Annotated in this window: 16 protein-coding genes; 8 read left to right on the top strand and 8 right to left on the bottom strand. The window is 67.5% G+C overall.

Translation table 11 applies throughout. The annotated features are described in order from the left end of the window. Positions 1-3 precede the first annotated feature (3 nt). From LDO29_RS06420 to LDO29_RS06410, 3 genes are all read left to right on the top strand, one after another. Entirely contained in the window at positions 4-1,566 is a 1,563-nt protein-coding gene (locus LDO29_RS06420; RefSeq protein ID WP_224078942.1) for an AMP-binding protein, read from the top strand. A 402-nt stretch (positions 1,567-1,968) separates the two neighbouring features. Continuing rightward, positions 1,969-2,400: a hypothetical protein gene (locus LDO29_RS06415; protein ID WP_224078941.1), complete on the top strand. Its 432-nt coding sequence runs from the start codon at positions 1,969-1,971 to the stop codon at positions 2,398-2,400. A gap of 436 nt (positions 2,401-2,836) precedes the next feature. Then, on the top strand, positions 2,837-4,219 hold the full coding sequence (locus tag LDO29_RS06410) for an MFS transporter (protein ID WP_224078940.1): 1,383 nt from the start codon (positions 2,837-2,839) through the stop codon (positions 4,217-4,219). Here the strand turns inward: LDO29_RS06410 and LDO29_RS06405 are convergent. Beyond that, entirely contained in the window at positions 4,213-5,184 is a 972-nt protein-coding gene (locus LDO29_RS06405) for a LysR substrate-binding domain-containing protein (protein WP_224078939.1), read from the bottom strand. The genes LDO29_RS06410 and LDO29_RS06405 overlap by 7 nt on opposite strands. Positions 5,185-5,278: 94 nt before the next feature. Between LDO29_RS06405 and pcaH the strand changes: the two genes are divergently transcribed. Genes pcaH through pcaDC form a run of 4 tightly spaced genes read left to right on the top strand, consistent with a single transcriptional unit; the run spans position 5,279 to position 9,231 of the window. Then, the gene (gene pcaH / locus LDO29_RS06400; protein WP_224078938.1) at positions 5,279-5,980 is read left to right on the top strand and encodes a protocatechuate 3,4-dioxygenase subunit beta; all 702 of its coding nucleotides are present in this window, start codon (positions 5,279-5,281) and stop codon (positions 5,978-5,980) included. A 4-nt stretch (positions 5,981-5,984) separates the two neighbouring features. Then, complete coding sequence (gene pcaG, locus LDO29_RS06395) at positions 5,985-6,554, top strand: protocatechuate 3,4-dioxygenase subunit alpha (RefSeq protein ID WP_224078937.1); 570 nt, start codon at positions 5,985-5,987, stop codon at positions 6,552-6,554. A 59-nt stretch (positions 6,555-6,613) separates the two neighbouring features. Continuing rightward, positions 6,614-8,002, top strand: coding sequence for a 3-carboxy-cis,cis-muconate cycloisomerase (locus LDO29_RS06390; protein ID WP_224078936.1), 1,389 nt, complete (start codon positions 6,614-6,616; stop codon positions 8,000-8,002). A gap of 38 nt (positions 8,003-8,040) precedes the next feature. Beyond that, the gene (pcaDC, locus tag LDO29_RS06385) at positions 8,041-9,231 is read left to right on the top strand and encodes a bifunctional 3-oxoadipate enol-lactonase/4-carboxymuconolactone decarboxylase PcaDC (protein ID WP_224078935.1); all 1,191 of its coding nucleotides are present in this window, start codon (positions 8,041-8,043) and stop codon (positions 9,229-9,231) included. A gap of 6 nt (positions 9,232-9,237) precedes the next feature. On the opposite strand, the gene LDO29_RS06380 is transcribed toward pcaDC, so the two are convergent. Then, complete coding sequence (locus LDO29_RS06380; RefSeq protein WP_224078934.1) at positions 9,238-10,125, bottom strand: helix-turn-helix domain-containing protein; 888 nt, start codon at positions 10,123-10,125, stop codon at positions 9,238-9,240. A gap of 123 nt (positions 10,126-10,248) precedes the next feature. Here LDO29_RS06380 and pobA point away from each other — a divergent pair, with 123 nt between their 5' ends. After that, the gene (gene pobA, locus LDO29_RS06375) at positions 10,249-11,418 is read left to right on the top strand and encodes a 4-hydroxybenzoate 3-monooxygenase (RefSeq protein WP_224078933.1); all 1,170 of its coding nucleotides are present in this window, start codon (positions 10,249-10,251) and stop codon (positions 11,416-11,418) included. Here the strand turns inward: pobA and cobA are convergent. Genes cobA through ahbB (LDO29_RS06345) form a run of 6 tightly spaced genes read right to left on the bottom strand, consistent with a single transcriptional unit; the run spans position 11,397 to position 16,832 of the window. Next, positions 11,397-12,176: a uroporphyrinogen-III C-methyltransferase gene (gene cobA, locus LDO29_RS06370; protein ID WP_224078932.1), complete on the bottom strand. Its 780-nt coding sequence runs from the start codon at positions 12,174-12,176 to the stop codon at positions 11,397-11,399. The genes pobA and cobA overlap by 22 nt on opposite strands. Positions 12,177-12,208: 32 nt before the next feature. Further along, positions 12,209-13,717, bottom strand: a complete 1,509-nt coding sequence (locus tag LDO29_RS06365) for a cytochrome D1 domain-containing protein (protein WP_224078931.1) — start codon at positions 13,715-13,717, stop codon at positions 12,209-12,211. Next, entirely contained in the window at positions 13,714-14,877 is a 1,164-nt protein-coding gene (nirJ, locus tag LDO29_RS06360; RefSeq protein WP_224078930.1) for a heme d1 biosynthesis radical SAM protein NirJ, read from the bottom strand. Before nirJ ends, LDO29_RS06365 begins: the two co-directional genes overlap by 4 nt. A gap of 9 nt (positions 14,878-14,886) precedes the next feature. Further along, positions 14,887-15,390, bottom strand: a complete 504-nt coding sequence (ahbB, locus tag LDO29_RS06355) for a siroheme decarboxylase subunit beta (protein WP_224078929.1) — start codon at positions 15,388-15,390, stop codon at positions 14,887-14,889. 6 nt (positions 15,391-15,396) lie between these two features. After that, a complete protein-coding gene (locus LDO29_RS06350; protein WP_224078928.1) occupies positions 15,397-15,852 on the bottom strand; it encodes an Lrp/AsnC family transcriptional regulator in 456 nt (151 codons plus the stop codon). Next, complete coding sequence (gene ahbB / locus LDO29_RS06345; protein ID WP_224078927.1) at positions 15,849-16,832, bottom strand: siroheme decarboxylase subunit beta; 984 nt, start codon at positions 16,830-16,832, stop codon at positions 15,849-15,851. The genes LDO29_RS06350 and ahbB (LDO29_RS06345) overlap by 4 nt, the downstream gene beginning before the upstream one ends. Positions 16,833-16,838 lie beyond the last annotated feature (6 nt).

The following is a 16,838-nucleotide window of genomic DNA, read 5'->3' as shown; positions in this document are numbered from 1 at the left end:
CACATGACGCCTGCCGCCCTGACGCCGTTTGAAGGCACCGATATCCGCAACCTCATCGATGAACAGGCCGCCCGGCGGGGCAGCCATCCATTCCTGGTCTGGGAGCCCTTTGAAGGCGAAGGCGCGACGTGGACCTACGCGCAGTTTGGCAACGCGGTCCGGCGCTTTGCCGCCGGCCTGCAGGCGCGCGGCGTGCGGCCCGGCGAGCGCGTGCTCGTGCACCTGGACAACTGCCCGGAATCTGTGATCGCGTGGCTTGGCTGCGCCTATGCAGGCGCCGTGCCTGTGACTACCAATACGCGTTCCAGCGCGGAAGAACTCGCTTACTTCGCAAGCCACAGCGGCGCCGTTGCGGGCATCACGCAGCCGCGCTTTGCGTCGATGGTGCGAAAGGCCGGGCCCGCGCTGGCGTGGGTGGCGGTCACGGCGACCGACAACGGCGCACCGCCGGAAGCGGACGTGGCCGGCTTCACGCCGTTTGCGGCCATTGACACCGATCCTGCCACGCTGGCCCCGAGGCCGCACGACCCGATGGCGCCGTTCGGCATCCAGTACACCTCAGGCACCACTTCGCGGCCGAAGGCCGTGCTGTGGAGCCATGCCAATGCGCTGTGGGGCGCGCAACTGTGCGCCCGGCATGAGGATTTGCGCGCGGACGATGTCCATCTCGTGCACCTGCCGTTGTTCCACACGAATGCGCAGGTCTACTCCGTGGCGGCGTCGTTGTGGGTGGGTGCCACCGTGGTGCTGCTGCCGAAGTTCTCGGTATCGCGCTTCTGGCCGGTGTCGCTGCGGCACGGTTGCACCTGGACCTCGATGGTGCCGTTCTGCGTCCGGGCGCTGATGGGCCAGCCCCGGCCCGAGCGGCACAGCTACCGCCACTGGGGCAGTGGCGTGTGCGAGCCGCCCACCGATGCCCACTTCGGCGTGAAGACCATCGGCTGGTGGGGCATGACCGAAACCATCTCGCACGGCACCGTGGGTTCCCCGCATCGCGCCAATGCGCCGATGTCGATGGGGCGGCCGTCGCCGGGCTATGAAATCCACGTGCTTGATGCGGCCGGCCGTCCCGTGGCGCCGGGCGAGACCGGGGACCTCCATGTACGCGGACAGCGCGGGGTGTCGCTGTTCCTGGAGTACTTCAACGATCCCGCCGCCACGGCCGCGGCCTTCCGCGAGGATGGTCTCTTCATCACCGGCGACCGCGTGCGGCTCGGGGACGATGGCGCGCTCTACTTCGCCGACCGGGCCAAGGACATGCTGAAGGTCGGCGGCGAAAACGTGGCGGCGTCGGAGATCGAGCGGGTCATCGCGCTGGTGCCCGGTGTGGCCGAAGCCGCCGTGGTGGCAAAGAAACACCCGATGCTCGATGAAGTGCCGGTGGCCTTCGTCATTCCCGGGCAGGGAGCCGGCGAAGACCTGGCGGCGCGGATTCTTGCCGCCTGCACGGCACAGCTTGCCGACTTCAAGCGCCCGCATGAGGTGCGGCTGGTGGACAGCCTGCCGCGGGCGACGCTCGAGAAAGTCGCCAAGGCCCGGTTGCGGGACATGCTGGCGCAGGCGTAGTGCTGCGCACACGGCCAGTGCCTCTGCGAACACAGGCGGTGCTGGCCGTGGGGCCTCCATTATTCCCTTCTAGCGCCAGCTTGCCCGTCTCGGGGCTTCCGCGCCGGACCGCAGGCACGTCCGCATCACTGGCGAGGGTCTCCAGTTTCTGACTGCGATTGGCAAGCCTCGTTGATCCGGACTCAGTAACACCGCACAAGGCATGCGGGCCGGTCTGGTCGGCGGACGGCACCGGTTGCCGGAGCAGGCCAGCGCCGACAGCAGTCATGTACGCAGCCACGCTGTCTGGCCGCCTGCATCCAGGCGCGAGCTGGGGTCCTATGGTAACGTTGGTAAGATGAATTCACGGACTTCAACTAATCGTGCATGGGCGGCACTTTTGTGCGGTTGGAGTGACGCAGCGTGAGCGATGCAGAACAAGACACCCGGCGTACGCTGCGGACCGAGAAAGTTTCGATCAGCAGGGCTTTGCGCCTGAGCGTGCCGCCTGAGGCCAGGCCCGCACCGGTCAACAGGAAAGACTGGCTGCGGCAGAGGAAAGAGCAATTGCAGGCTGCCCGTGCCGCTGCCAGGCAACGGCGTGATCTGCTGAAGGCCGAAATCTTGTCGGCCGCGCAAGATGTTGCCCGAGAGGAACGCATTGCTGCGCGGCTGGAAGCTGAACGCCTGAAGGCGGAAGCCAGGACCGCACAGGCCTACGCGAAGGAGGATGCACGCGCTGCCGCCAAGTTCGAGCGCGGCCAGCCAACCCACCCGGCGTCTAAACGAAAGACGCTTGCCAGCGAGAAACGCAAGCTGGTCTCCTACGCTGATCTGTTGCGGATGCGTGGGTGATCTAGTCCCCTGAGCCTTATATTGCTCTTTTAGGGCTAAGCTCGCATTGATGGCTCTTTAGCGCATCCTAAGCAATACGTCACGGCATGGAAAATAACATTTGACGTTATTTCCATGAAATTTACGCATGTATCGTCTGCGCAGCCAAGAGGTAGCGGTGAAAGATTGCGCGATTTTGCCAATCTGCTATGCCTGCCTGAGCATTGCCTTCAAATCCCGCAAGTTTTCCGCCGAACCAACCTGCGTACTGGCGTAATCCACCTTCTCCGGACCCACTCGCGACGATCCGGTGCGACGGGTTAACCCGGATTATTGCCCGCAATCTCCCGCACCTAAGATCGGTTCCTATAGAGAACCATGGTTCGCTATACGAACAAATGGCGGTTTTGCCTGCCCGGCAATCCACGCCGATTTCCAAAGTCAAACGGAGACAACCGTGCCCCAGTCCAACCCTTCGAAGGGCGGCGTCATTGACGTCCAGGCCCTGATCGACGAGCGGCCGTTTACCGGCTACCAGTGGCTGATCCTGATCCTCTGTTTCCTGATCGTCGCGATCGACGGTTTTGATACGGCAGCCATTGGGTATATCGCGCCGGCCCTGGTGCAGGACTGGGGAATCCAGAAATCCGAACTTGGCCCGGTCATGAGCGCGGCGCTGTTCGGCCTGGCCTTCGGTGCCATCTTCGCCGGGCCCATGGCTGATCGTGTCGGCCGCAAGCGTGTGCTGGTGCTTTCCGTCTTCTTCTTCGGTGTGTGCAGCCTGGCCACGGCCTTTGCGCCGAGCCTGGGCTGGCTGACGACGCTGCGCTTCCTGACCGGTCTTGGCCTGGGCGCTGCCATGCCGAACGCGGTGACGCTGACTTCCGAATTCGCGCCGCAGCGCCGCCGAGCGGTGCTGGTCAACACCATGTTCTGCGGCTTTCCGCTGGGCTCGGCCGTGGGCGGCTTCGTGGCGGCAGCGATGATCCCGCACTACGGCTGGCACAGCGTGCTGCTGCTCGGCGGCGTGCTGCCGGTCGTGCTGGCCGTGCTGCTGGTGCTCCTGCTGCCGGAATCGGTGCGCTACATGGTGCTGCGCAACTACCCCGCCGAACAGATCGGCAAGGTGCTGCAGCGGGTGACCGGCGGCGGAGCCTCGGCCGCAAGCTATGTCATTGGCGAGCAGGCGCCGGCCACCCGGTCGGCCATCGGCACGGTGCTGTCGCCGGGCTATCGGCTGGGCTCGGCCATGCTGTGGGGTACGTACTTCATGGGCCTGGTCATCTTCTACCTGCTGACAAGCTGGATGCCCACGCTGATGAAGGACGCGGGCTTCTCGATCCAGCGTGCCTCGTTCCTGACCGCGCTGTTCCCGCTCGGCGGAGGTATCGGCACCATCGCCGCCGGCTGGTTCATGGATCGCTTCAACCCGAACAAGGTTATCGCGTTGACCTATGCCGCTACCGGCGTGCTGATTTACGCGGTCGGGCAGGGCACTGGCAGCCAGGTGCTGCTGGGTGTGCTGATCTTCCTGGCGGGCACGGCGATGAACGGTGCCCAGTCCTCCATGCCTTCTCTGGCGGCGGCCTTCTACCCGACGCAGGGCCGTGCGACCGGCGTGGCATGGATGCTCGGCATCGGCCGCTTCGGGGGCATCACCGGCGCGCTGCTTGGCGCGGAACTGCTGCGCCTGCAGCTGGGCTTTGACACGATCTTCACGCTGCTCGCCGCGCCGGCCTTCCTGGCTGCCATTGCACTGATGGTGAAGCACTTCGGCGGCAGCCCGGCGCCGACAGCCGAGCCGGGCGCGCAGGCCGGCCGGCCCGTGGCGACTCACTGAGCCGGCTGGCCGCGACGCGGAGCATCGGGATGCGCCGCCGCCCGGATGCAGTCGGCCAGCGCCTCCGCCATCGGCGTCAGGGTGCGGTCCTTGTGCCGCAGCAGGCCAACAGGTTCCTCGGTGCCGAGGGTATCGATGGGCAGGGCCACCAGGCCGCCTTCGTCCATGGCGCGCCGCGTGGCCGACATCGGCGCGGCCCAGACGCAGTCGCTCTGTTGCGCCAGCAGGCGCCCGAGATAGGCGTCCGAGGTCTCCACGCAGCCATCCGGCAGGCGCAGGCCGTGGCGCGCCAGCAGGCTCTCGGTGTTGTGGCGTGGAATGGAACCCGCGGCGGCGATCACCAGCGGCCAGGCCAGGCAATCGAGCAGCGTGGGGCGGGAGGCCTTCGCCAGTGCATGGCCGGGGCGCACTGCCAGCACCAGCGAATCCGGCCCCAGCGACTCGAACCACAGGCTTTCCATGGCGACCGGATCGTCCATGCGGCCGATCACCAGGTCCAGCACATCGGCCTTGAGCTGGTCGATCAGGTTGCGGTTCATGCCGGTCCGGACGTCCAGGCCGACCTCGGGATAGGTGGCGCGAAAGCGCAGCACCGCATCGGTCAGCACGGCCGGCACCACGCTCGGCAGCGCACCGAGGCGGATACGTTCATGCGTCTGGGCCGCCTCGCCGGTGACGCTGCCGGCGGCGGCGTCGATATCGGCCAGGATGCGCAGCGCATGCTGCAGGAAGCGCGTGCCCGCCGTGGTCAGCTCGGTGCCGGCGCGCTGCCGCACCAGCAGCCGCGTGCCGGCCAGTTCCTCCAGCTCGCTCAGCGTCTTGGAAACGGCCGGCTGGGTCAGGCCGAGCCGGTCCGCGGCGCGCCCGAGGTGCTGGGTTTGCGACACCGCCACGAAGCAATAGAGATGCCGCAGCCGCACGCGGTTGCGGAACATGTCCTGGGCGGCCTGATCTTGCCGTTCCATATCAAAAATTCATCGTAATCGGTCAATAACTCAATTTACATGACTTTGGGTGTGTCTTAAAGTCATTCCACCCCCTACAACACGGAGACGAAGCATGCCCCGCCTCGCCCAGTACCGTCGCCCCTATTGGGACACCCAGCCCGAATACCGATTCGACCCCTATGCCTCCACCGTGCTGCGCTCGCCCGCGCAGCCGCTGGTGCGGATTCCGCAGTCGCTGTCCGAAGTGACAGGCCCCACTTTCGGCGCCGAGTTCGTGCGTGCCGGCGACAATGACCTGACCGTCGGCAATGGCGGCGAGCCGATCGGCGAGCGCATCCTGGTCACGGGCCGCGTGCTGGACGAGAACGGCCGCCCGGTGCCGAACGCGCTGATCGAGGTCTGGCAGGCCAACGCAGCAGGCCGCTATACGCACAAGCGCGACCAGCATGACGCGCCGCTCGACCCGCACTTCTCCGGCGAAGGCCGCATGGTGACCGACGCCAACGGCCGCTACCAGTTCAAGACCATCAAGCCCGGTGCCTACCCCTGGCGCAACCACCACAACGCCTGGCGGCCGCAGCATATCCACTTCTCGCTGTTCGGCAACGCGTATGCGACGCGCCTGGTCACGCAGATGTACTTCCCGGGCGACCCGCTGCTGCCGTACGACCCGATCTTCAATTGCGTGCCCGACGAGAAGGCCCGCAACCGGCTGATCTCAACCTTTGACTGGGAAACCACGCAGCCCGAATACGCGCTCGGTTACCGTTTCGATATCGTTCTGCGTGGCCGCGATGCCACGCCGATGGAGTAAGAGCATGCTGTACGCCACCGCTTCGCAGACTGTCGGCCCCTACCTGCATATCGGCCTGACCGGCCTGAACTGCGCCGACCTCACCGCTGACGCGCCGGAACTGGCCGGCGAGCGCATCATCATCGAAGGCCGCGTCATCGACGGTACCGGCGCGCCCGTGCCCGACGGCATGGTCGAGATCTGGCAGGCCAACCCGGCCGGCCGCTACCGCCATGCCGAAGACACGCGCGAGCTGCCGCTGGTGCCGGGCTTCACCGGCTTCGGCCGCGTGCCGACCGCCGAGGACGGGTCCTTCCGCTTCGTCACCGTGAAGCCGGGCGTGGTGCCCGGCGCGGACGGCAAGCCGCAGGCGCCGCACATCATGGTGTCGGTGTTCATGCGCGGGCTGGTCAAGCATGTGGCCACGCGTGTGTACTTCCCGGACGAGGCTGCTGCCAATGCCGCTGACGGCGTGCTGGCACTGGTGCCGGCCGAGCGGCGCGGCACGCTGATTGCGACTGCACAGGGCAACGGCGCGCTGCGCTGGGATGTGGTGCTGCAGGGGCCGGGTGAGACGGTGTTTTTTGATATCTGACGCTTCGCGCATAATCGTGCCGTCACCAATGTCGTGACGGCACACCTACTACGCCCCCAATGCCAAGCTCGTCCCGCCTCACCGATCCCATGTTCGGCAGCCCGGCCGTGCTGGAGATCTTTTCCGATACCGGCACCGTGCGCTGCATGCTCGCCGTCGAAGCCGCGCTGGCTCGTGCCGAGTCGCGTTGCGGCGTCATTCCCGTCGCAGCGGCGACGGCTATCTCCGAAGTCTGTGCGGACACGGCTGTCATCGACCTCGATGCGCTCGCGCAAGCTGCCGTTGCAGCCGGCAACCTGGCCATTCCCTTCGTCAGGCAACTCACCGCCGCCGTAGCCGCGCGCGATGCCGAGGCTGCGCGCTTCGTCCACTGGGGCGCCACCAGCCAGGACATCATCGATACCGCGCTGGTGCTGCAGCTGGGAGAGGCCTTGCCGAACCTGCAGGCAGACCTGCTGGCGCTCGGCAACGCGTGCGCCGGACTGGCGACGTCGCACCGCGACACGCCCATGGTCGGCCGCACCTGGCTGCAGCATGCCTTGCCAGCCACGTTCGGCCTGAAAGCCGCGGGCTGGCTCGATGCGCTGCGCCGTGACCTGTGCCGCGTCGATGCTACACGCACCCATGCCAATGCGCTGCAATTCGGCGGCGCGGCGGGCACGCTGGCGAGCCTCGGCACGTCCGCGCCAGCGGTGGCCCGCGAACTGGCCCGCGAACTGAAGCTGGAGTTGCCCGCGCTGCCCTGGCACGCGCATCGCGACCGGTTCGTCGAAGTGGCCGCCGCGCTTGGCATGCTTGCCGGCACGCTCGGCAAGATGGCGCGCGATATCTCGCTGATGATGCAGACCGAGGTGGCCGAAGTGGCCGAGCCGTCAGGCCCCGGCCGTGGCGGCTCCAGCACCATGCCGCACAAGCGCAACCCGGTCGGCTGCGCCGCCGTGCTGACTGCGGCCGTGCGCGTGCCGCCGCTGGTGGCGACGATGCTGTCGGGCATGGTGCAGGAACACGAGCGCGCGCTGGGCGGCTGGCAGGCCGAGTGGGACACGCTGCCGCAGATCGTCACGCTGGCCGCCGGCGCGCTGCGCCAGATGGGCGAGGTGGTGTCGGGCCTGCAGGTGGACGCCGCGCGCATGCGCGACAATCTTGACATCACGCATGGCCTGATCCTCGGCGAGGCGGCCATGCTCGAACTCGGCGGCCGTATCGGCCGGCTCGAAGCGCACCACGTGGTGGAGCACGCGTCGCGCCGCGCGGTGGCGCAAGGCACCACGCTGCGTGAAGCGCTGGCGCAGACGCTCGGCGAGAATCCCGCGCATGCAGGCCTGCTCGACGATGCCGCGCTCGACCGCCTGGCCGACCCGGCCAACTACGCCGGCCAGTCCACCGCCTTCGCGGATGCCGCCGTGCAGGCCTGGCACGCGGCGCTCGCGCAGCGCAAGGCCGGCTGACCGCAACACCACCCCGTACAAGTTTCCTGGAGACTGCATTGCCTTATCTCGACCACGCCGGCGCCCGGCTCTTCTACACCGTGGATGGCCCGGACAATGCGCCGGCCATCGTCTTCTCCAACTCGCTCGGCGCCGATCACACCATGTGGCAGCCGCAGGCCGATGCGCTGGCCGGACGCTTCCGCGTGGTGCGCTATGACACACGCGGCCAAGGACGTTCGACTGCGCCGGGCGATGCCTTCACCATCGACCAGCTGGGCGGCGACGTACTCGCCATCCTGGACGCGCTGGGCATCGCGCAGGCCGTGTTCTGCGGCGTGTCGATGGGCGGACTGACCGGCATGTGGCTGGGCGTGCATGCGCCGGAGCGCTTCGCGAAGATCGTGCTCGCCAACACTGCCGCGAAGATCGGCAATGCCGAGGGCTGGAACACGCGCATCGACAGCGTGCTGCGCGACGGCATGGGCATCATGGTCGAGCCGTCGATCCAGCGCTGGTTCACGCCGGGGTTTGCCGCCACGGCAGGCCGCGCGCTGGATCCGCTGCGCGCCGTGCTGGCCGCGCTCGATCCGCGTGGCTATGCAGCCAACTGTGCTGCGGTGCGCGATGCAGATTTCCGCGAGGCCGTGCGCACGATCCGCGTCCCGGTACTGGTGATCGCCGGCAGCAACGACCCGTCCACCACGGTGCAGGAGGGCCGCGACCTGGCCGCCGCCATTCCGGATGCACGCTTCGTCGAACTGCCTGCGGCGCACATCTCCAACTTCGAACAGCCGGGGCGCTTTACTGCCGCGCTGCTCGACTTCATCCTGGGCCGTCTTCCCGTTACCGATGATCACGCCCGTTACGATGCCGGCCTGTCGGTGCGGCGCGAAGTGCTGGGCAGCGCCCACGTGGACCGCTCGCTCGCGCACCTGACGCCGCTGAACGAGGAATTCCAGAACCTGATCACGCGCTACGCGTGGGGCGAGATCTGGACCCGTGAAGGCCTGCCGCGGCACACGCGCAGCCTGTTGACCATTGCGATGATGGTGGCGCTGAACCGATCGGACGAGCTGAAGCTGCACCTGCGCGCGGCCGCCAACAACGGCGTGACGCGTGACGAGATCAAGGAAGTGCTGCTGCAGACGGCCATCTACTGCGGTGTGCCGGCGGCCAACTCTGCATTCCACATGGCCGAGGAAGTCTTCGCCGCCATCGACGAGGCCAACCGCCGGCCGCAGGCCTGAGCCGTCCTATCGCGTCGCGAACGCCGGCAGCCGGGCACGCCCCGACTGCCGGAATTCGGTCGGCGTCTGCCCGACCTGCTTCGCGAAGAAGCGCGAGAAGTAGGCCGCATCGGCAAAGCCCAGCGACAGCGCGATGTGCTTGATCTCGAGGTCGCTGAACAACAGGTCGCGCTGTGCCTGCGCCAGCACCCTGGCGTGGATCATCTGCAGCGCTGACTGCCCCGCCATCTGCCTGCAGATGCGGTTGAGCTGCGTGGGCGTGATGCCTATCTCTCCGGCGTAGTCGCCGATCTCCCTTTGCTCGCGATAGCCCGATTCCAGCAATTGCTGGAACTGCTGGAAATGCCGGGCGGGCCGGCTATTGCTGCGCGCCGCGGCCGGCGCGGAGGCATCGGCCAGCCGCGCAATGCCGATCAGTACCACGGTCAGCAGCGCTGACAGCGCGGCGCCGCGCCAGGCGGACACGCTCTCCATCTCACCCCGGAACAACACCAGCGCATCGGCCAATGCATCATCGCGCTGCATGCGGTCGTGGCGCGGGCGCTCGAACAGCGCCATCGTGTCCGGCACGCCCGCCAGCAGCGTGCGCAGGTGGCTGTCCGTCATGGTCACGACGATGCCGTCCGTATCGGGCCGGAACAGGAAGCCGTGAATGTGCTGCGGCGGCACCATGACGAGCGAGCCGCTGCGCAGCGCTTCACGCCGTTCCTCCAGCAAGGCTTCGCCCCCTCCGGCGTGGATGTACAGAATTTGCAGGAAGCGCTCATGCCGGTGCGGCTGGATCTCCCAGCCATGCAGTTTGCTGCGCTGCGCAATCGATTCAAAATGCAGCTGGTCCAGCAGCGGCTCTGATGAACTCGTGCCGTACAGCGAATAGGTAGGAACGGGCTTCACGACGGATCGGTGTTTACCAGCAATGTTCGGATTGTCCTGTTCTTGGTTCGATCTGTCCATTCCGGAAAGCCCACCCGGCCGCTATCTTTCCTCCCATCAGAACAACGCATATGGAGACAAGCCATGCGCACCCAGGTTGCCATCATCGGTGCCGGCCCCGCCGGTCTTCTGCTCGGCCAGTTGCTCTCGCGCTCGGGCATCGACAACATCATCGTGGAACAGCGCAGTCCGGAATACGTGCTTGGCCGCATCCGCGCCGGCATCCTGGAAAGCGTGACGGTCGACGCGCTCGAGCGGGCGGGCGTCGCCGCGCGGCTGCATGACGAAGGCCTGCCGCACGACGGCATCGAACTGTCGTTCGACGGCCAGCGCCATCGCATCGACCTGCACGCGCTGACCGGCCGCAGGGTGACCGTGTACGGGCAGACCGAGGTCACGCGCGATCTCATGGCCGCGCGCCAGGCGGAGGGCACCACGACCATCTATGAGGCTTCGGACGTGAGCCTGCATGGCTTCGACGGCACGCGACCGCTCGTGCGCTACCGCAAGGACGGCGTCACACATGAAATCGAATGCGACTACATCGCGGGCTGCGACGGCTTCCACGGCGTCAGCCGTCAGAGCGTGCCGGCGGCATCGACGAAGCTGTTCGAGCGTGTCTATCCGTTCGGCTGGCTTGGCATTCTCTCTGACACGCCGCCGGTCGCCGACGAGCTGATCTATGCCAGCCACGAGCGCGGCTTCGCGCTGTGCAGCATGCGCTCGAAAACGCGCAGCCGCTACTATGTGCAGGTGCCGTCGAGCGAGCGCGTGGAGGACTGGTCGGACGAGCGCTTCTGGGATGCGTTGCGCAGCCGGCTGGATCCACAGGCTGCGGAGTCGCTGGTGACCGGACCATCCATCGAGAAGAGCATTGCGCCGCTGCGCAGCTTTGTGTGCGAGCCGCTGCGCTTCGGGCGCCTGTTCCTGGCCGGTGACGCCGCGCACATCGTCCCGCCGACCGGCGCCAAGGGCCTGAACCTGGCTGCGAGCGATGTGCTGTACCTGGCCGATGCGCTCGCCGCGCGCTATCAGCAGGACGATCCGCGCGAGCTCGACGGCTATTCCGAGAAATGCCTGCGCCGCATCTGGAAGGCCGAGCGCTTTTCGTGGTGGATGACGTCATTGCTGCACCGGTTCCCCGATGCCGATGCGTTCTCGTCGCGCATCCAGCAGGCGGAACTCGACTTTCTGGTCAGCTCGGAGGCCGCCTGCAAGGCACTGGCCGAGAACTATGTCGGGTTGCCGTACTGAGGCGCTTCAGCTTCCGGCAGCGGTGACGGGGCCGTTGCATCGGACAGTACCGCGCCGATCATGATCACTGCGGGGCTGGCCAGTCCCGCATCGAGCGCCTCGCCCAGCGTGGCGAGCGTGCCGGTCCAGTACCGCTGGCCGTCGCCGCCCGCATGCATGACCACTGCCGCGGGCATGCCGGGGCGCATGCCCGCCGCCAGCAGGGCATCGCGAATCGCCGCGAGCCGGCTCATGCCCATGTAGATCACCAGCGTCGTGCCACTGCTGGCCAATGCGCGCCAGTCGGGGCAACCGTGGTCGCTCGTATGCGCGGTCACGAAGCTCACGCCATGGCAGTGCGCGCGGTGCGTCAGCGCCACGCCAAGCGCCTGTGCAGCGGCCTGTCCGCTGCTGATGCCGTTGACGACCTCGACCGGCACGCCATGCGCACGCAGGAAGGCCGATTCCTCGCCGCCGCGCCCGAACAGCAGCGGGTCGCCGCCCTTGACGCGCGCCACTTCCTTGCCTGCCAGCGCATGCATCAGCGTGAGCTGCTGGATGCGGTCCTGGCTGACCGAGCAGCGCCCGCCGCGCTTGCCGACCCATTCGACATGCGTGCCCGGACTGGCGTGGCAGGCCATGTCCGGGGATACCAGGTCATCCACCAGCCATACCTGCGCCTGCGCGAGCACGCGTGCCGCGCGCACGGTGATCAGGTCCGGGCTGCCGGGGCCGACGCCGACCAGCCATACCTTGCCGGGCTTGAGGGGTGGGTTCATGACGAGTCCTTTCGTTGCGTGGGGCATCAACATCAATGGCTGGTGCCGGACGAGCGCGTGGTCTTGTTGAACACGTTGTACTTGCCGATGGGCTTGTCCATGGGGATGCGCCTGACCTCGCGCAGCGTGCGCGCGTCGTATACGACGATGGCGCCATCGCGCTCCATCAGGCTGACCAGCGCGTAGCGGCCGTCGCGGGTGAACTCCACATGTGCCGCCGTGCGGCCCGGGCTCGGCGTGACGCTGCCGACCACGGCCAACGTTTGCTTGTCGATGAGCTGCAGCGTGTCGCGCTTCGGGCTCATCATCGCGTCGGCCCACGCGTAAGGCGTGTTCTCGTGGCTGCGCAGGAAGAAGCCGGGGCCGTTGGTCGGCACCGTGGCGATGGTCTGCCAGCCCTGCATGTCGATCACGCTGATGCGGCCCTGCTTGAGGTTGGGCGAGGCCATGACCTCATGGCCGTTGCGCATCCATGTGATGCCGCTGCCCAGATGCGGCATGCCGGACAGCGCCAGGTCCGCCACCTTTCGTCCCTGCGCGAGATCAACCACCTGTCCGCCGCCATCGCGCGAGGCGCCCAGGATGTGCTGGTACGACTGGTCGAAGTAGAAATCGTCGAGTACGTCTTCCAGCACGATCTTCGTGGGCTCGGGAATGGTGCCGGACTTGAGGCCGGCGTACGGGATCTCCCAGACTTCAGGAATATCCTTGAGCGCCACGATGAAGCTGTGCCGCGGCGCCGCGTCATAGACGGCCGATACGCGCGAACCCTGACCATCGTGGCCTCTGACATCGAGCACCTTTGCCAGCGACAGGTCGTCGGCGCGCAGCAGCACCAGTGTCCGCGGCAAGGTGTTGCCGGCCAGCACCCACTTGCCGTCGTCGCTGACGGCCACATTGCGCGTGTTCAGGCCGACGCGGATCTCGGCCGTGAACGTGAGGTTCCAGAGGTCGTACTTGCTGACCCAGCCGTCGCGGCTGGCCATGAAGACGTAGCGGCCATCCTGGCTGAACTTGGGACCCCCGTGTAGCGCGAAGCGCGTGCGGAAGCGGTGGATTGGCTGCAGGAGGTCACCATCGAGCACGCTGATATGGTGGCTGCCGGCTTCGACGACCAGGAACAGGTTGGCCGGATCGGCATGGAACACAGGCCTGGCCGGGAGGCTACCCGAGGCGTGATACACGACATGGCTGCCGCGAATGTCGGCGTCGGTCCACTGCGGCGAGGTAGCGGGACCGGTACGCAGCCAATTCGCCAGGCCGGCCAGTTGTGCGTCATCCAGTTCGCCGGCGAAGCCTTGCATCTGCGTGGCCGCGCGACCCTCGCGCAGCACCGCGGCCAGCTCGGGCGGGTGCAGGCGTTCAAGGCTCTCGGGCAACAACGCGGGACCCATCGCACCAAGCCGGTCAGCACCGTGGCAAGCGGCACAATGCTGGCGATACAGCGCGGCCGCGCCGGCCACGTCTTCCGCGCCGAAGGCCAGCGTCTGGCACAGGCCGGCGAGCAGGCACGCGGCGAGCCATGGCAGCAGCCTGTTCATGCAACCACCTCCATGCCAAGCGGAAAGGCAAGCTCCTCATCCGTCAGATAGCACCCCGGGTCCGCCGCCCACGGGTTGCCGGTGATTGCCGCGGCGCGCACACGCGTATTGCCGTTGCAGATGCCGACCTGCGCGCAGGCCGCGCAACGGCCTTGCAGCGGGCGCGGCGATGCCGCCAGGCCGGCCATGAGCGGATCGCTGCGGTCGGCCCATATATCGCCGAACGCGCGTTCGCGCACATTGCCAAGCGTGAGGTGCCACCACATCGTGTCGGGGTGGACGTTGCCGAGGTTGTCGATGTTGGCGACACCGACTCCCGTCGCATTGCCGCCCCAGTTGACCAGCCGCTGGCGCATGTCGGCCAGCCGGTGCGGCTGGCGCTGCGCGATCCAATGCAGCAGGTAGACGCCGTCGGCATCGTTGTTGCCGGTGACGAAATCACCGGCGTGGCCTTGCCGCGCGCGTTCCCAGACGTGGTCGAACAGCCAGTCGAGCGCGGCGCGCGTGGCGGCGTGCCGCGCATCGTCGGCACGGTGGCTGCGCCCGCGCCCCGCATAGTTGAAGTGGGACAGGTAGAACTTGTCGATGCCTTCGCTTTCGGCCAGCGCTGCCAGGGCCGGCAGTTCGCGCGCATTCTGCTCCGTCAGGGTCATGCGCACACCCACGCGCAGCCCTGCGTTGCGCGCCGTGCGCAGGCCCCCGAGCGCCTGCTGGAAGGCATCGTCGCTGCGGCGGAAGCGGTCATGCGTGGCCGGCAGCCCGTCGAGGCTCACGCCGACATAGTCGAAGCCGCAGGCTGCGAGCCGCGCGGCGTGGCCGGCATTGAGCAGCGTGCCGTTCGATGACAGGGACAGGTGGAAGCCAAGCTCGCGCGCCCGGGCCGCGATGGTGTACAGGTCCGCGCGCAGCAGCGGCTCGCCGCCGGACAGGATCAGGGCAGGTACGTGCGCGGCCTTGAGCTGGCCAAGCACGTCCAGCGCTTCGGCCGTGCTCAGCTCGCCCTTGAAATCCGTGTCGGCGGAGGTCGAATAGCAGTGCTTGCAGTTGAGGTTGCAGCGCCGGATCAGGTTCCAGATGACGACCGGACCGGCGGGCTTGCGCGGCGCGGGAACGGGGCCGCCATCGCGCAGCGCTTCCATGAATCGGGACAGGCGGAACATGCTGACTCCCTATGACTCTGTATCGGCCGGCGGCAACCGCAGGCCAGTCTTCTTGAGGATGCGCGTGGACCACAGCACGTCCTGCGCGCGGCAGGCATCGCCCAGCACAGCGGCGATCCGGGCCACCAGCGGCTGTGCTTCCTCGCGCGTGTGGGCATGCACCATCGCGAACAGGTTGTACGGCCACAGCGGCAGGCGGCGCGGGCGCCGGTAGCAGTGGCTCACGAACGGCAGGGCGCCGACCTGCTCGCCGAGCGCGTCGACATACGCGTCGTCCACGTTCCAGACCGTCATGCCGTTGGCGCGCCAGCCCAGCGCATAGTGGTTGGGCACGGCGGCGATGCGGCGCAGCGTGCCGTTGGCCTGCATGGCGGCCAGACGGGCAATGACTTCGTCTTCGCCTATGCCCAGCAGCGCGCCCACTACCGCATAGGGCGCGCTGACGAGCGGCAGGCCGCCCTGCGTGGCGCGGATCAGCGCGAGATCGACAGCGTCGTGGGCAGACGGGTCCATGGCAGTTCAGGCCGGCAGGTAGAGGTTGACGAAGTATTCGCGCTCCTTCGGGAACGGCAGGATCTCCGCGCCCGCGTCGTGGCTGATGCGTTGCAAGGCGGGACCCACGTCTTCCGGACGTCGAACTGCCAGCACGAACCACAGGTTCAGGTGATGCGTGCGCGCGTAGTGGTGTGCGACTTCGGGATGGGCGTTGATGGCGGCGATCACGGCTTCCAGCCTGTCATCCGGTGCGTGGCACGCACACAGCACGAAGCGGCCGCCCGCACGTTCGATCTGGAACAGCGGGCCGAAGCGCGTCAGGATGCCGGCATCCAGCAAAGCTTGCAGGCGTGCAAGCAGGGTGGCCTCGTCAATGCCAAGCGCCAGGGCTGCATCGGCATAGGGCCGTGGTGTCAGCGTCACCCCGCGTTGCAGCGTGTTGATGATGCGGCGGTCGAGCGCATCGGGGACGAAGGTCATGCCGGCTCCTGCTGCAGCGCGTAGCGCGTGTTGCGCTGCTTGTAGCAGCGCGTGCCGACCAGCACCGCACCCGGCACCTGACCCAGCCCGACCTGCTCGTTGATGCGCCCCAATGCGTCGCGCAATGCCTGCGCGTCGCGCGCGTGGATCATGGCGAAAAGGTTGTATGGCCAGTCGGGAAGGCTGCGTGCGCGGCGGTAGCACAGTGTCACGCCGGGGATGCGCGCAAGCCGGACGCCAAGCGCGTCGGCGCGCGCCTGGGGCACGTCCCAGACGCACATGGCGTTGTGCCGGTAGCCGAAGTGTCCATGGTGCAGGACCACGCCCAGCCTGCGGATCACGCCGCTGTCGCACCACTGCGCCAGGCGCTCGAGGATGCGGTCCAGCGGAATGCGCGAACGCAGCGCAAGCGCGTGGAACGGCTGCGGCGCCAGCGGCAGGCCGGCTTCGAGCGCCGCAATCAGGCGCCAGTCGTCGGCGTCCGGCTGGACCGGCGCAGGTGCCTTCACCGTGCGGCGCAACCGGCGGACACCGCCGTCGCGCAGCGGGAAGCCGAGGTCGATGTGGTACTCGCGCTCCATGGGCAAGTCCAGTGGCTTCAGGCCGGTCCGCGCCGCGATGTCCGCGAGCACGACATCCAGGGCGTGTCGGTCCCGTGCGCCCGCTACAAACCAAAGGTTGTGCCGATGTCCTCGTCGCGCATAGTTGTGGCTCACCGCACTGCAGGTGCTGACGCATGCGGCGACACGGTCAAGCTGCCCGGGTTCGACCGCCAGCGCGCCAAGCGTGCTGACGCCGATCACATTGGGCGCGAATACCGCGCCGATGCGACTGATGCGCCCGGCGCCAAGATCGCGTGCGAGCAGGCTCAGCAGGTCGTGCTCGCACAGGCCCAGTTCGCCCGCCACCTGGCGGTAGGGGCGCGGGTGCAGCGGCAGGTCTCGCTGGAGCCGGTCATAGAGCAGGGTTTCGTCGTACATGGCGGT

Origin of the sequence: Cupriavidus laharis (genome assembly GCF_914271435.1) — a bacterium.
Lineage (GTDB): Bacteria > Pseudomonadota > Gammaproteobacteria > Burkholderiales > Burkholderiaceae > Cupriavidus > Cupriavidus laharis.
The sequence above is the reverse complement of the archived record's forward strand: the minus strand, read 5'-3'. Positions and strand labels throughout refer to the sequence as shown.

Bases quoted from the DNA above. Each gene is read 5' to 3' on its own strand.
- pcaG (WP_224078937.1), top strand. From the start codon at position 5,985: ATGCTGTACGCCACCGCTTCGCAGACTGTCGGCCCCTACCTGCATATC.
- LDO29_RS06420 (WP_224078942.1), top strand. From the start codon at position 4: ATGACGCCTGCCGCCCTGACGCCGTTTGAAGGCACCGATATCCGCAAC.
- pobA (WP_224078933.1), top strand. From the start codon at position 10,249: ATGCGCACCCAGGTTGCCATCATCGGTGCCGGCCCCGCCGGTCTTCTG.
- LDO29_RS06350 (WP_224078928.1), bottom strand. From the start codon at position 15,852: ATGACCTTCGTCCCCGATGCGCTCGACCGCCGCATCATCAACACGCTG.
- LDO29_RS06405 (WP_224078939.1), bottom strand. From the start codon at position 5,184: ATGGAACGGCAAGATCAGGCCGCCCAGGACATGTTCCGCAACCGCGTG.
- cobA (WP_224078932.1), bottom strand. From the start codon at position 12,176: ATGAACCCACCCCTCAAGCCCGGCAAGGTATGGCTGGTCGGCGTCGGC.
- nirJ (WP_224078930.1), bottom strand. From the start codon at position 14,877: ATGTTCCGCCTGTCCCGATTCATGGAAGCGCTGCGCGATGGCGGCCCC.
- ahbB (WP_224078927.1), bottom strand. From the start codon at position 16,832: ATGTACGACGAAACCCTGCTCTATGACCGGCTCCAGCGAGACCTGCCG.
- pcaH (WP_224078938.1), top strand. From the start codon at position 5,279: ATGCCCCGCCTCGCCCAGTACCGTCGCCCCTATTGGGACACCCAGCCC.
- ahbB (WP_224078929.1), bottom strand. From the start codon at position 15,390: ATGGACCCGTCTGCCCACGACGCTGTCGATCTCGCGCTGATCCGCGCC.
- LDO29_RS06365 (WP_224078931.1), bottom strand. From the start codon at position 13,717: ATGAACAGGCTGCTGCCATGGCTCGCCGCGTGCCTGCTCGCCGGCCTG.
- LDO29_RS06390 (WP_224078936.1), top strand. From the start codon at position 6,614: ATGCCAAGCTCGTCCCGCCTCACCGATCCCATGTTCGGCAGCCCGGCC.